The 13,575-nt window shown below is 71.0% G+C and carries 13 protein-coding genes; 8 read left to right on the plus strand and 5 right to left on the minus strand.

Going from position 1 to position 13,575, the window contains the following annotated elements; genetic code table 11:
- The first annotated feature begins 69 nt into the window (after positions 1-69).
- The 4 genes from AB8M46_RS29225 (at position 70) to AB8M46_RS29240 (ending at position 3,140) form a co-directional block, all read left to right on the plus strand.
- A complete protein-coding gene (locus tag AB8M46_RS29225; RefSeq protein ID WP_394362308.1) occupies positions 70-954 on the plus strand; it encodes a TIGR04222 domain-containing membrane protein in 885 nt (294 codons plus the stop codon).
- A 113-nt stretch (positions 955-1,067) separates the two neighbouring features.
- Positions 1,068-1,994, plus strand: coding sequence for a TIGR04222 domain-containing membrane protein (locus AB8M46_RS29230; protein WP_394362309.1), 927 nt, complete (start codon positions 1,068-1,070; stop codon positions 1,992-1,994).
- Positions 1,984-2,799 (plus strand): DUF692 domain-containing protein, encoded by an 816-nt coding sequence (locus AB8M46_RS29235; protein WP_038515728.1) that lies wholly within the window; start codon positions 1,984-1,986, stop codon positions 2,797-2,799. Before AB8M46_RS29230 ends, AB8M46_RS29235 begins: the two co-directional genes overlap by 11 nt.
- Positions 2,796-3,140, plus strand: a complete 345-nt coding sequence (locus AB8M46_RS29240; protein WP_394362310.1) for a hypothetical protein — start codon at positions 2,796-2,798, stop codon at positions 3,138-3,140. Before AB8M46_RS29235 ends, AB8M46_RS29240 begins: the two co-directional genes overlap by 4 nt.
- A gap of 17 nt (positions 3,141-3,157) precedes the next feature.
- Here the strand turns inward: AB8M46_RS29240 and AB8M46_RS29245 are convergent, their stop codons facing one another.
- From AB8M46_RS29245 to hemE, 4 genes are read right to left on the minus strand one after another with little or no spacing between them, the layout of a single operon-like run.
- The gene (locus AB8M46_RS29245; RefSeq protein ID WP_394362311.1) at positions 3,158-4,504 is read right to left on the minus strand and encodes a CoA transferase; all 1,347 of its coding nucleotides are present in this window, start codon (positions 4,502-4,504) and stop codon (positions 3,158-3,160) included.
- Positions 4,504-5,196: a hydrogen peroxide-dependent heme synthase gene (hemQ, locus tag AB8M46_RS29250; RefSeq protein WP_038515732.1), complete on the minus strand. Its 693-nt coding sequence runs from the start codon at positions 5,194-5,196 to the stop codon at positions 4,504-4,506. Before hemQ ends, AB8M46_RS29245 begins: the two co-directional genes overlap by 1 nt.
- A gap of 25 nt (positions 5,197-5,221) precedes the next feature.
- Complete coding sequence (gene hemG, locus AB8M46_RS29255; protein ID WP_394362312.1) at positions 5,222-6,601, minus strand: protoporphyrinogen oxidase; 1,380 nt, start codon at positions 6,599-6,601, stop codon at positions 5,222-5,224.
- A complete protein-coding gene (hemE, locus tag AB8M46_RS29260; protein WP_394362313.1) occupies positions 6,598-7,671 on the minus strand; it encodes a uroporphyrinogen decarboxylase in 1,074 nt (357 codons plus the stop codon). Before hemE ends, hemG begins: the two co-directional genes overlap by 4 nt.
- A gap of 88 nt (positions 7,672-7,759) precedes the next feature.
- Between hemE and AB8M46_RS29265 the strand changes: the two genes are divergently transcribed.
- From AB8M46_RS29265 to AB8M46_RS29275, 3 genes are all read left to right on the plus strand, one after another.
- The gene (locus tag AB8M46_RS29265) at positions 7,760-8,323 is read left to right on the plus strand and encodes a DUF3000 domain-containing protein (protein ID WP_037343785.1); all 564 of its coding nucleotides are present in this window, start codon (positions 7,760-7,762) and stop codon (positions 8,321-8,323) included.
- A gap of 891 nt (positions 8,324-9,214) precedes the next feature.
- Positions 9,215-9,931, plus strand: coding sequence for a response regulator transcription factor (locus AB8M46_RS29270; RefSeq protein WP_034318331.1), 717 nt, complete (start codon positions 9,215-9,217; stop codon positions 9,929-9,931).
- Positions 9,932-9,999: 68 nt separating this feature from the next.
- A complete protein-coding gene (locus tag AB8M46_RS29275) occupies positions 10,000-11,265 on the plus strand; it encodes an HRDC domain-containing protein (RefSeq protein WP_394362314.1) in 1,266 nt (421 codons plus the stop codon).
- A 7-nt stretch (positions 11,266-11,272) separates the two neighbouring features.
- On the opposite strand, the gene AB8M46_RS29280 is transcribed toward AB8M46_RS29275, so the two are convergent.
- Complete coding sequence (locus AB8M46_RS29280; RefSeq protein ID WP_037343783.1) at positions 11,273-11,929, minus strand: TetR/AcrR family transcriptional regulator; 657 nt, start codon at positions 11,927-11,929, stop codon at positions 11,273-11,275.
- Between the two features lie 177 nt (positions 11,930-12,106).
- Here AB8M46_RS29280 and AB8M46_RS29285 point away from each other — a divergent pair, with 177 nt between their 5' ends.
- Entirely contained in the window at positions 12,107-13,573 is a 1,467-nt protein-coding gene (locus AB8M46_RS29285) for an amino acid permease (protein ID WP_037343782.1), read from the plus strand.
- Positions 13,574-13,575: the final 2 nt, after the last annotated feature.

Raw genomic sequence — 13,575 nt, forward strand, 5'->3', positions numbered from 1 at the left:
GAAGCGAACCACCGCCCTTCCCGGCGCGTTCCCGGATGACAGGAACAGCGTCGGGGAGGGCGGTGTCGTATGAACGAACCCTGGGGGATCTCCGGACCGGGTTTCGCGTGGCTGTACGGAGTCTGTGCCGTACTGCCGGTCGCGCTCGCCGTGGCGAACGAGTGGTGGCTGCGCCGTGACACCGGTGCCAGGACGGTGCCCGGTCTCTACCACCTGGCCGCGCTGGCGGACGGCGCGGAGCGGGTCACCGACACCGCCGTCGCCGGCCTGATCGCGAGGCACTTCCTGCGGCCGGACGGACGCGGCGTCCTGCACCCGGTCAGGCCGGTCCCCGCCGATCCCTTCGAGCGCGCGGTCGTCTCGCTCGTGCACGGCAACGGGATCGGCCTGCGCGAGCTGCGTTCGAAGATGGCTCGGCACGCGGCCGTCCGGGCACTGCGCGCCGATCTCGAACAGCGTGGCCTGCTGGTCTCCGAGAAACACCGCCGGATGGGCTGGCAGTACGCGATCGCCTTGTCCGTGGCCGTCTTGGCCTTGGGGATCGTGCGGCTGGCGAACGCCGTACCGCTGCACCGGCCGGTCGGTGCCCTCGTGGTCCTGATCGTCGGCGTGATCGGCGCGATCGGCCTGGCCGCGTGGCGGCAATGGCCGGACGGATCCGGCCGGGCGACCGCCGCGGGCACGCTGGCGCTCCGGTACGGCGACTGGGATCGCGGCCTGGCCCGCACCGCGGCCGGGCAGGTGGCGCTCGACGGCTGGCAGGCATTCCCGGACAAGGTCGTCGCGGTGACGCTGATCAGGACAGGCGGCACCAAGGCCAGGCTGTTCGCCGGTACGGCGGGCACGTGTGGCGGAGGCGCCACGTATGTCGCCGGTCCCTCGTGCGGCGGCGGAGGCTCCTCGTGCGGCGGCGGGGGTTCTTCCTGCGGCGGCGGAGGTGGCTGCGGCGGCTGACGGCCCAACTGCCGTCGCCGGACTCGACACCGGATGCTCGAATCACGGAACCACGATCGGACCGCGCGGCGTCCGACTACGGTAAGTGCACCTGCTCGTGAAAGGCCCGTGCGATGGAATACACCTGGGGCATCCCCGGACCCACGTTCCTGGCGATCTACGCCGTCCTGCTGGTGTTCCCGCTGATCGCCGGTCTCGTGTGGACGATCGCGGCCAAACTGGGCACCAGAACCCCGAGCGCCGAAGTGAGCGGCCCGCAGCCGACGGTGTACGAGTTCGCCTATCTCGCCGGCGGCTCGGACCGGGTGGTCGACACGGCCATCGCGGCGCTGGTCGACCGCGGGACCTTGCGGGTCAGCAGCTCGAAGCAGCTCCAGCTCACCGGCCCCGAGCCGGCCGACCCGATCGAGAAGGCCGTCGCCAAGAGCGCGCGGCCGGGGCACAACGCCACGACCCGCGGCATCCGTGACCGGCTGCGGCTGTCGGGTCCGATGCAGGCGCTCGCCAAGGATCTGGAGGCACGAGGGCTGGTCGTCGTCGATCAGGGGCCACGGATCCGCCGGGTCGTGTACTTCCTGTACCTCGCCGTCCTGGTCTTCGGTGTGGTGCGCCTGATCGCCGGGCTGGCCGGCGACCGCCCGGTCGGCTTCCTGATCCCGATGCTGCTCGCGGCGGGGGCCGCGACCCTGATCGCCCGTGCGCTCAAGAACAGGCAGCCTGGCCCTCGTCCGACCGCCGAAGGCAACCGGGTCCTCCACAAGGCCAGGTCCGCGCACGGACGGGAGCGCAAACGCGGCATCCCGAACGGACCGGGCTACGTCGGCGGCGCCGTGCTGGGTGGCGCCGCGGCGGCGGTCGCGTTCGGCGGCCTCGCCTCCTACCCCGACGAGGAGCTGAGCGCGGCCCTGATCCCGCCGCCGGTCTCCAGCGGTTTCGGCGGCGGTTCGTCCGGCGGCGGCGGCTCCTCGTGCAGCAGTGGCGGAAGCTCGTGCAGCAGCGGCGGCAGCTCCTGCGGTGGAGGCGGCGGCTGTGGCGGCTGACGGACCCGGCAGGCTCGGGATCGGCATCGGCTGGCGGCACGAGCTCGACCTGTCGATCGCGCGGCTGCCGGGCGTCGACTGGGTCGAGGTCGTCGCCGAGAACCTGCACGCCGGGCATCTGCCGGAGACCCTGGTCGCCTTGCGCGACAAGGGAATGCCGGTCCTTCCGCACGCGGTCTCGCTGTCGCTGGGCGGGGCCGAACCGCTGGACACCGCGCGCGTCGAGCATCTCGCGGAGGTCACCCGCGAGCTCGGCGCGCCGCTGGCCAGCGACCACGTGTGTTTCGTGCGCGCGGGCGGCCTCGACTCGGGCCATCTGATGCCGCTCCCCCGCACCCGCGAAGCCCTCGACGTCCTGGTGGACAACGTCAAACTGACGCAATCCATCGTGGAGGTCCCGTTCGCGCTGGAGAACATCGCGGCGGTGCTGGAATGGCCGGACGCGGAGTTCACCGAGTCGGAGTTCCTGCGGGAGCTCACCGACCGGACCGGCTGCCTGCTGATCGTCGACGTGGCCAACCTGTACGCCAACGCCCGCAACCTCGGCACCGATCCCGAGCGATTCCTCGACGAGATCCCGTGGGAGCGCCTGGCGTACACCCATATGGCGGGCGGTGTCGAACGCGACGGCGTCTATCACGACACGCACGCCCATCCGGTGGTGCCGGAAGTCCTGGACCTGCTGCGCGAACTGCGGCGGCGTACCGAACCGCCCGGCGTCCTGCTGGAACGCGACGACGACTACCCGTCCGACACCGAACTGGCGGCGGAGCTGGCCGCGTTGCGGGAAGCGGTCTCGCCGTGACGTCGCCCCGCGAGCGGCTCGCCGGGCGGCAGGCGGAGCTGCTCAAGGCGCTTCTCGCCGGAGGCGACGCCCCGGCGGGCTTCGACGCGGACAGGCTCCGCATCGAGGCGGACGTCTTGCGGAACAAGCAAAGCAGGCTGGCCGCCTACCTCCGCCCGGACCTCGCCGAAGCCCTCGGTGACCGGTTCGCCGCGCTCTTCCGCGAGTACGCGACGGCTCACCCGAAGACCGACGCGATCCGGGCGCGGGCCTATGCGGACGCTTTCGGCACGTGGCTTGTCGAGCGCGGTGAGATCCCGAAGCCCCGAGGCCGGTTCACACGCTGGCTCCGCCGCATTTAGTCCTCTAAATGCGGCGGTCACCAAACCGGGCGGTCGCTCCCCGGTACGTGCGTCGCTTCCGTCCACTGTGGATTCGAGCCCGGCAGGGTGCCCGCCATTTTGACCCGGGTGACGCGGCCGAGCTGGCCGTCGACGTCTTCGAGCCACTCGCCGCCGTCGAACCCGGCGGGCCCGGCTTCCTTACGCCCCAAGGAGTTCAGCCACTCCCCCGTCCCGGCGAGCGAGGTGCGGACGTGCTGGCTGCCGCCCTCGGTGGCCGCCCGGCGGACCGCGGTCATGATCGCCGCCGCGGTGAGCCAGCCGGTCGCGTGGTCGAGAGCCTGCACCGGAAGCGGTCCCGGACCGTCGAGTCCGGCCGCATTGCCGCCCTCGTCGGCGATCCCCGACGCCATCTGCACCAGGCTGTCGAACCCGCGCCTGCGTGCCCACGGCCCTTCCCAGCCGTACGCGGACAGGTCGGCGACCACGATGCCCGGCCGCAGCTCGGCGATCGCTTCCGGGGCGAACCCCTTGGCGGTCAACGAACCCGGCCGGAAACCCTGTAGCACGACGTCGGCGCGGGCGATCAGCTTGCGCAGCCGCGAGCGCCCGGCTTCGGTCTCCAGGTCGACGTACGCCGACAGTTTCCCCATCCCGGTGTCGACGGCCAGCGGCGGCACGGTCGGCAGCTGCGCCGAACCGATGTGCATGACGGTCGCCCCGTGCGCGGCGAGCACGCGGCCCGCGACCGGCCCGGCGATGACGTGGGTCAGGTCCAAGATCCGCACCCCGCCCAGCGGCCGGTCGGATTCGAAGAGCCGCACGGGTTCCGATGTCCCGAGCGGCCGGATGTCGGCGACCGGCAACGCGCTCGACGCCTGCCCCTGCTTGTGCGCCAGCCACTCGTCACGGGTGCGCAGCACGGCCGCGGCACCGCCCGCGCCCACCACGGCCGATTCGACCTCGTACTTCGACTTGGCCGCCACGACCTTCTCGAACGCCGCCCGCGTCGCGGGAACGCCGAGACCCCAGCACACGGCGGACACGTGACGCGGGTAGTTGCAGTGCAGCCGCACCCAGCCGTCGTTCGCGCGGTAGTCGCCGGACAGCGGCGCGCTGAACGGCACCGGCTCGCCGTCGACGCGGACGTACTGCTCGCTGTGGAACGACGCGGCGGCGTGCCGGGTGTCGACCGAGACCTTGCCCGGCTCGATTCCCCGCAACCGCAACAGTTCCCCGGCCGCGAGCGTCGCCGCGGCGATACTCGTCGTGGCCGCCTCCTCGACCCGGAAGGTCCCGGGCAGCACCGACTCGGGGCCGGTGATCTCGACGGCGTCTTCGGCGAGGGTGTCGCCGGTGAGCGTGGTCCAGACGCGGGTGTCCACTAGGGCAGCAAGGCGATCAGCTCGGCGGGGGCCACCTTCGTCCCGGTGTAGAACGGGATCTCCTCGCGCACGTGCAGGCGGGCCTCGGTGCCGCGCAGGTGACGCATCAGGTCGACGATGCGGTGCAGTTCGTCGGCCTCGAAGGCCAGGATCCACTCGTAGTCGCCCAGCGCGAACGACGCGACCGTGTTGGCGCGGACGTCGGGGTAGTCGCGGGCCTCCTTGCCGTGGTCGGCGAGCATCTTGCGGCGCTCGTCGTCCGGCAGCAGATACCACTCGTAGGAGCGCACGAACGGGTAGACGCAGATGAACTTGCGGGCCTCTTCACCGGCGAGGAACGCCGGGATGTGGCTCTTGTTGAACTCCGCCGGGCGGTGCAGCGCCACCTGGCTCCACACCGGCGCCGACGCGCGGCCGAGCGGGGTGTGCCGGAAACCGCTGTACGCCGCCTGGACCTGCTCGATCTCCTCGGCGTGCCACCAAATCATGTAGTCGGCGTCGGCGCGCAGCCCGGAGAGGTCGTAGACACCGCGGACGACGACGCCCTTGGCCTCCAGCGCGTCGAGGTACTCGGTGGTCTCCGCGGTCGCCTTCGTGCGGTCTTCGCCGAGCTTGCCCTGCTCGGCCCGGAAGACCGACCAGGCGGTGTAGCGGATGGTGTCATTGAGCTCGTTGTAGTTCAGCCGCGCCATACCGCCATCTTGGCACTGCCCGCGCTCAGGAGCCCTCGTGGGTCGATGTGATCCCGGCGATGCGGCGGGCGGCGGCGTCGGCGGTGGCGATGCAGGCCGGGAGCCCGACGCCGTGCAGTGTCGCGCCCGCCACGGCGAGCCCCGGGACACCGGCGACGGCGCGTTCGATCCGCTCGACGAGTTCGAGGTGCCCGGTGCCGTACTGCGGGAGTCCGCCACCCCATCGGGTCACCAGGGTGTCGATCGGCTCGGCGGTGACGCCGCTCAGCCGGGCGAGGTCTTCGCGGACCACGCGCACGAGTTCGTCGTCGTCGGCGTGCAGCGCGCCCGGTTCGCCGAAGCGGCCGACCGAGCCGCGCACCAGCACCGGCCCTTCGCCGTACTGCGCCCATTTGCGGGACGAGAAGGTGAACGCCTTGGCGGCGAACGGTTTCCCGGCGGCGTCCCGCTCCCCGGCACCGATCAGCACGCCGGACGACTCGGGCAGCGCGGTGCCCGGCGGGAGCGCGAGCGCGACGACGGCCATCGACGCGAGTTCGACCTCGGCGAACGCCGAAGACGCCACGCCCGCGACGCCGTCGAGCAGCCGCCGTGCCGAAGGCGCAGGGACCGCCAGGAGAACGGAGTCGGCGTCGAGGTCGTCGACCTTCCAGCCGTCGGCGGTGCGCTCGAGCGCCGTCACCGTGGTCCCGGTGCGGATCTCGGCGCGGGACAGCTCCGTGAGCCGGGCGATCAGCGTCCCGAGGCCGCCCAGCAGGGTGCCGAAGACCGGCGCCGTACTCGGCGACGCGGGCATGAGCGACGCCGCGCCTTCGGTGAGCGAACGCGCGCCGCGGTCCACCGCGGAGGCGAGCCCGGGCATGGTCGCGCGCAGGCCGAGCCCGTCCGCTCCCCCGGCGTACACCCCGCCGAGCAGCGGATCGACGAGCCGGTCGACCAGTTCGTCACCGAACCGCTCGCGCAGCAGCGGACCGAGCGGCACATCACCGGCGGGCAGTTCCAGCGGAGACAGCGACGCCTCGGCCTCGACCAGGGCACGGCCCTTCTCCGACAGCACCCCGGCGACCGCGTCGGCCGAGGCGGGAACGCCCATGACCGTGCCCGGCGGCAGGCCGAGCACGGAGCCGCCCGCGTGGATCTTGGCGCGGGCCTTGGTGGGATGGACGAGGCTTTCGCCCAGCCCGATCTCGCGGACCAGGGCGAGCGCTTCGGGACGGCGGGCGAGGAAGGCCTCGGCGCCGACGTCGTAGCGTTCACCGGCGAGTTCGACCGTGCGGAGTTTCCCGCCGAGCGACCCGGTCGCCTCGAAGACGACGATCCGGGCATCCTCGCCGAGCAGGGTTCGCAGCCGGTACGCCGCGGTCAGTCCCGAGATGCCGCCACCGACGACGGCGACCGTCGTCACGGCCGAAGCTCGTGCACCAGCCCGACCACGCGCGTCAGAACGTCCGGGTCGACACCGGGCAGCACGCCGTGGCCGAGGTTGAAGATGTGACCGTCGGCCGCGCGGCCCTCGGCGAGGATGCGCCGCACCTCGGCCTCGATGACCGGCCAGGACGCGTGCAGCAGCGCCGGGTCGAGGTTGCCCTGGACCACACCGCCGCCGAGCCGCCGCACGGCTTCGTCGAGCGGGATGCGCCAGTCGACGCCGACCACATCGGCGCCCGCGTCGCGCATGGCCACCAGCAGCTCGCCGGTTCCGACGCCGAAGTGGATCCGGGGCACGCCGTAGCCCGCGACCGCGGACAGCACCTTCGCCGAATGCGGCAGGACGAACTCGCGGTAGTCCCGCTCCGAGAGCGCGCCCGCCCACGAGTCGAACAGCTGGATCGCGTCGGCCCCGGCGTCGAGCTGCGCGGAGAGGAAGGTGATCGCCATGTCGGCCAGGCGCCCCGCCAGCTCGTGCCACAGCCCGGGCTCGGAGTGCATGAGCGCCTTGGTGTGCTCGTGGTTGCGGCTCGGCCCGCCCTCGATGAGGTACGAGGCCAGGGTGAACGGCGCGCCGGCGAACCCGATCAGCGGCGTCTCACCCAGCGAGCCGACCAGCAGCCGGACACCCTCGGCGACCCGCTCCACCTGCTCGGGCTCCAGCACCGGCAGCGCGCGCACGCCCGCGGCGTCGCGGATCGGCTCGGCGACGACCGGCCCGGTACCCGCGACGATGTCGATGTCGAGGCCCGCCGCCTTGAGCGGGACGACGATGTCGCTGAAGAGAATGGCCGCGTCGACGCCGTGACGGCGGATCGGCTGGAGCGTGATCTCGGCGAGCATCTCGGGGTCGAAGCACGCCTCGAACATCGAGGTGCCCTCGCGCAGGGCCCGGTATTCGGGCAGCGACCGGCCCGCCTGGCGCATGAACCACACGGGGGTGTGAGCCGGGCGTTCGCCGCGCGCGGCGGCCAGGAACGGCGCCCCGGGCAGGGCGCGACGGGCCGCCGGGACGGTCTGCGCGGGAGAAGCAACTGAAGGAGACATCACGGTTCATGGTGCCATGTGCGCTCGGAGGCCTTACTCTCGGCGCGTCTGCGCCCCGAACCGGACGATCGCGTCTTACAGTCGGTTGGTGACCGCGATGACGTCAGTACCCGATCTCTTCCGTGAAGCCGTCGCGGCGTTGCAATCGGTCCGGCCCCGTCCCGAAGTGCGGCTGGAGAAGATGCGCCCGCCGCAGCGGCTGGCGCCGTGGTCCTACGCGGTGAGCTGTGAGGTGGAAGGGCCGGCGGACGTCCTGGCGTCGGGGCGGCTGGTGCTGCTGCACGATCCCGACGGCCAGGAAGGCTGGGACGGCGTCCTGCGGCTGGTCATGTACGTCCGCGCGGAACTCGACCGGGAACTGGCGACCGATCCCTTCCTGCCCGCCGTGGGCTGGTCGTGGCTGACCGACGCGCTGGAGACCTCCGGCGCGGAGTGGACGGCGCTGGGCGGCACGGTCACCGAAACCTCGTCGGCCCGCTTCGGCGACATCTCCGGGCCCGCGCGCACCGACGATCTGGAACTTCGGGCGTCGTGGACGCCGACGGACGCCGCGTTGCGGTCGCACGGGCAGGCGTTCTGCCAGGTGATGGCGAGCGTCGTGGGGCTGCCGCCGGTCGGCGTGACGCTGTTCGAGCAGCGCCAGTCCTCCTGAGCCGCTTCTTCTCAAGTCCGTGAAGGCCTCCTTGAGGGACTCTGGGTCCCCCAAGGAGGCCTTCACGGACTTGAGCCACGGCCCCGACACGCCGGATTCCCATCAATCGAGACATGGCATTCGGGTTATATTGCGAACACCGGCCATCTAGCGCTGCTAGGAAAACTAGCGCGGTAGCAAAGGTCCCTTGCTCCCCTCCGCGGCTCCGTGAAGGCCCCCTTCACTACCCTCAAGGTAGGCAAGGAGGCCTTCACGGACAGCCGCGAGCCGCGAAGGGGCCGAAGCGCCTTCGCTTACCCCATTCGCGGGCCCCTCAGGGTGTCTGCACGACGCCGAAAGTCGCTTCAGGGCCATCTGGACTAGACCAGCCTCCACCTGCGCGAAGCCGGTCGCTCAGAGGTCTGGACCACCCCGTTCGTGCTAACCCGGCTGTCACCGTCCGCAACAAGATCGAATCCGCTCCCGAACACGCCCCGACGCTTCCGGAGCGTTACCATCACAGTCACCGAGCGGAGCGATCATGACTCTCCGCGAAGTTGATCAAGCCCCATGCCGGAGGCACATTCCGGCGGCCCCGCGAAGGTCCCGGGCAGAGGCACCGGCAGGTGCACGGCTCATCTGCACAGTCGGTTGGACCCTGGTAACCCCAGTGCATCGTGTTCTTTCGGCGATGTGTTAGCCACCGGCTGTGTACTAGCCCGATCGTGTTACTACGAACTCCCTGAGTGACCACTGGTTTGAGATAGATACCCATTCGATCCCCCCGCGAAGGCCTCAGGGCGGCTACAGTGCCATCGACGACACCACTTTCGGTCTAAAGCTGGCGCGGCTAAACGGCCGAAAGTCCCGGTGCCGGTCGGGGGGCACGACCGACTCCAGGGAGGTAGTGACGTGGCTACCGTCGGCATTTCTCAGGCCGTCCGATCCACGCCAGCCGGTTCATTGCCGGCGAGCATGGTTCCGCACCCGCGGGAAGAGCTTTTTTCCGTGTTGGTGGTCGATGACCACCCGCTGTTGAGGGAGGCAATCTCAGCAAGACTCGCACAGATGGGTGCGGGCACCGTCCACGAGGCCGCCACGGTGGCCGAGGCGAGGGCGCGAGCACAGGCCACCGGGCCTTGTGACCTGGCGATCCTCGATCTCGGACTGCCCGATGGCAGCGGCATCGAGCTGGTTACGGAACTCCGTAGCCACGGCTGGCCTCGGGTAGTGGTGCTCGCTTCATCAGACGACCCGTACGCGGTCAGGTCGGCGTTCCAGGCCGGCGCCCAGGCATACCTGCTCAAGTCGGCTTCGCCGGTCGTGGTGACCGACGGCGTCCGCAGGGTGCTCGAGGGCGGCGTCTACGCGGACCCGAGCGTCGCACCGGTCTTGGCCACCGGCACCCGGGTCGCCGGCACCGACAACACCCCGCGCGAGCTTTCCGCGCGCGAGGTCGAGGTGCTGCAGCTCGTGGCCGACGGCCAGAGCAACAAGGAGATCGGCGAGGAACTCAGCCTCTCCGCTCTCACGGTGAAGTCTCACCTCTCCCGCATCGGGCGCAAGCTCGGCACGGGTGACCGGGCTCAGATGGTGGCGCTGGCCATGCGTGCCGGCGTGATCCGCTGACAAAGGCGAACAGCCCTGCGGGGCGGGCGGACCAGGCGCGGCCCGCTCGTCCCGTAGGGTCTTCACCTATGGAAGGCGACCGACCCGGAGAACCGCAGACGGACCCGAAGACCGGCACCGACGACACCGGTGGACCGGTCCTGCTGCGTGAGCCCGCCGAGGGCACTCCACCGGTGATCGCCGACGCGACCGCCCTCGCCGAAGCCTGCGCGAAGATCGCGGGCGGCAGTGGGGCCATCGCCGTGGACACCGAACGCGCGTCCGGCTACCGATACTGGCCCAAGGCCTATCTCGTGCAGCTGCGCCGCGAAGGTGCCGGCTCCTTCCTCATCGACCCCATTCCGCTCGAAGGGCAGCTCGAACCCCTCGCGGAAGTGCTCAACAACGCCGAATGGGTGCTGCACGCGGCCTCTCAGGACCTGCCGTGCCTCGCCGAACTCGACCTGCACCCGAAGAGCCTGTTCGACACCGAACTCGCCGGGCGGCTCGCCGGGTACGAGCGGGTCGCCCTGGGCACCCTCGTCGAGCTCCTCCTCGGCTACCAGCTGGAGAAGGGGCACAGTGCCGCCGACTGGTCGAAGCGCCCGCTTCCCGTCGATTGGCTGAACTACGCCGCCCTCGACGTCGAGCTGCTCATCGAGCTGCGCGAGAAGCTCGAAGCCGACTTGGCCGCCCAGGGCAAGCTCGAATGGGCCCAGCAGGAATTCGAAGCCGTCCGCACGGCGCCGCCGCCCGCCCCGAGGGCCGAGCCGTGGCGCCGGACGTCCGGGGTGCACAAGATCCGCAGCGCCCGCGGCCTCGCCGCCGTCCGCGAACTGTGGCAGGCGCGCGACGAGCTCGCCCGCAAACGCGACCGCGCGCCGAGCCGGATCCTGCCCGACAGCGCGATCATCAACGCCGTCACCGCCGACCCGAAGACCGTCGAGCAGCTGCAGGCGCTGCCGGTGTTCAGCGGCCGGGTGCAGCGCAAGTACACCGCGAGCTGGCTGCGGCATCTGCAGGCCGCCCGCGCGCTCCCCGCCGACGAGCTGCCGACCCCCGCGCAGCAGACCGACGGACCGCCGCCGGTGAACCGGTGGTCGGACAAGGATCCCGACGCCGCCGCCCGGCTTTCGGCCGCCCGCGCGGCGCTGTCCGCCATCGCGGAGGACCGGCGGCTGCCGGTGGAGAACCTGCTGTTGCCGGAACTGGTGCGCCGCACCTGCTGGCGTCCGCCGTCGGACCTGAGCGAGGATTCGGTCGCCCAGGTCCTGCGCGACGGCGGCGCGCGGCCGTGGCAGGTCAAGCTGACGGTCGCGGTGCTGAGCAAGGCGCTCCACTCGACCGCCGCCTGACCCGCGTTCAGCCCTCCAGCAACGCTCGCGCGGAGCCGCGCAGACCCGCGTCCGGCTCCCCGAGCCCGACGAGCCTCAGCACGCTGTCGGCCCCTTCGACGGCGTGCGCTTCGACGTCCAGATCCGGCTGGTCGCGCCGGACGATCGCGATGCTCTCGACGAGCCCGAACACGAGGTCGGTCCGGATCCCCTGGAGGGCTGGGGTGACCCCCGCCGCCGCGACGAGCGAGCCGTAGACGCGTTTGAGCTCCGCCCGTTCGGCCCGGAACCGCGCCAGCCGCGGCGACGAGATCTCGGGCAGCAGGTACAGGGCGCCGAGGTTCTGCCGCGCGCTGCCGAGCAGGTGGATGTCCGCGTAGGCCAGCGCCCACAGCCGTGTGCCGACCGGCGCGAGCTTGGCCGACAGCCCGCCCGCGACGTCCAGTGACGGCCGGACGGTGTCCTCCAGCAGCGCAGCGAGAATGTCCTCTTTGGACGGAAAGTGGTAGTAGAGCGACGCCTGGCGCAGTCCGGCGCGTTCGGCGATGGCCCTCGTGGTCGTCGCCGCGTAGCCGGCGCCGGTGAACAGCTCCCCCGCAGCGTCCAAAACGGCGAGCCGCGCCTCGCGCTTGCTCGCCGCGGCGCCGCTGGCTCTCGGTCTGCCCACCCCGGTCGTTTTCGTCATCTATCCGATCCTGCCATTTCTCCGCGAAGATCTTTGTTACGTCCGGCGGTCGGCCCAGGTTACCGAATCCGGTATCTGTTAACACCGCGCTTACCCGGCGGAGATCGGAAGGATCCCGCACGCGCTTAATTTCGGTCAGCCGATCGAAATCCGGCCCTTGAGACAGGAGCCTCCGCAATGCCTTCCGAAGACCTTTCCGCCTTCGGGTACCGCCAAGAACTTCGCCGGACACTGGGCGGTTTCTCCGCCTTCGCCGCCGGTTTCTCCTTCGTTTCCATCCTCACGACGGTGTTCCAGCTGTTCGCCTTCGGCTATTCCTTCGGCGACACGCTCTTCTTCTGGACATGGCCGCTGGTGATCACCGGGCAATTGCTCGTCGCGCTCAACTTCGCCGAACTCGCGGCCCGATTCCCGCTGGCGGGATCGGTTTACCAGTGGGCGAAACACCTCTCCCCCGGATTCGCGGGGTGGCTCGCCGGCTGGATGATGCTGGTGGGCTGCGTCGTGGCGCTCGCCGGTGCCGCGATCGCGCTCCAGGTCGTCCTCCCGTCGGTCTGGAGCGGGTTCCAGCTCGTCGGCGGGGATCCGGCGATCACCTCCCCGACCGGTGCCAGCAACGCGGTCCTGCTCGGCACCCTGCTGATCGTCCTCACCACCGCCGTCAACGCGGGCGGTGTGCGGCTGATGGCGCGGATCAACGACGTCGGGGTCGCGGCCGAACTCGTCGGCGTCCTCGTGCTGATCGCCGGGCTCGCGTTGTTCGCGGTCCGCGGTCCTCAGGTCGTGCTCCAGCCGGCGGGTGAGAGCCCGGGAGCCGGCGGTGTCCTCGCTTCGGCCTTGATGGCCGCGTATGTGCTGTACGGCTTCGACACCGCCGCCTCCGTCGCCGAGGAGACGAAGGACGCACGCCGCACCGCCCCGCGTGCCGTGCTCCGTGCCCTCCTGATCTCCGGGATCGGCGGGCTGGCCGTCGTCCTCACCGCGCTGATGGCGGCACCGAGCCTGACCGACGGGCAACTCGCCGGGAAGGGCCTGCCGTATGTGATCACGGCCGTCTTCGGCGACACCCTCGGCCGGGTCTTCCTCGCCGACGTCGCGATCGCGGTCGTCGTCTGCACGCTGACCATCCAGACCGGCACGGTCCGGTTGATCTACTCGATGGCCCGCGACGGCGCGCTTCCCGGCGCCAAACGCCTTTCCGCGGTGAACGCCCGCACCGGCACGCCGATCGCGCCCGCGGTGCTGTCCGGGGCGCTCGCCATCGGGCTGCTTCTGCTGAATCTGGGGAATCCGACGATCTTCAGCACCATCACCGGCACTTCGGTGGTCGTGGTCTATCTGGCCTATCTGCTGGTGACCGGACCGCTGCTGATCCGGCGCCGTCAAGGCCGTTTCACCGCCGAACCCGGCCATTTCTCCCTGGGGCGATGGGCTATTCCGGTCAACATCGCGGCAGTAGGGTACGGCGCGATGATGATCGTCAACATCGCCTGGCCACGAGCCGAAATCTACGACCTGGCGGGCACCGGTTCCGTCTGGGTCCTGTTGTTCCCGATCGAGTTCGTCGGCGCCGCGCTGCTCACCGGCTACCTCTGCTGGCGCCGCCGCTCCGCGCTCACCACGGTTCCCGTCCCCGCGACCTGAAG

The organism is Amycolatopsis sp. SB7-3 (assembly GCF_041021335.1).
Lineage (GTDB): Bacteria > Actinomycetota > Actinomycetes > Mycobacteriales > Pseudonocardiaceae > Amycolatopsis > Amycolatopsis japonica.

Coding starts and splice junctions, on each gene's coding strand:
- AB8M46_RS29225 (WP_394362308.1), top strand. CDS start 70: ATGAACGAACCCTGGGGGATCTCCGGACCGGGTTTCGCGTGGCTGTAC.
- AB8M46_RS29230 (WP_394362309.1), top strand. CDS start 1,068: ATGGAATACACCTGGGGCATCCCCGGACCCACGTTCCTGGCGATCTAC.
- hemQ (WP_038515732.1), bottom strand. CDS start 5,196: ATGGCGCGGCTGAACTACAACGAGCTCAATGACACCATCCGCTACACC.
- hemE (WP_394362313.1), bottom strand. CDS start 7,671: ATGTCTCCTTCAGTTGCTTCTCCCGCGCAGACCGTCCCGGCGGCCCGT.
- AB8M46_RS29275 (WP_394362314.1), top strand. CDS start 10,000: ATGGAAGGCGACCGACCCGGAGAACCGCAGACGGACCCGAAGACCGGC.
- AB8M46_RS29280 (WP_037343783.1), bottom strand. CDS start 11,929: ATGACGAAAACGACCGGGGTGGGCAGACCGAGAGCCAGCGGCGCCGCG.
- AB8M46_RS29285 (WP_037343782.1), top strand. CDS start 12,107: ATGCCTTCCGAAGACCTTTCCGCCTTCGGGTACCGCCAAGAACTTCGC.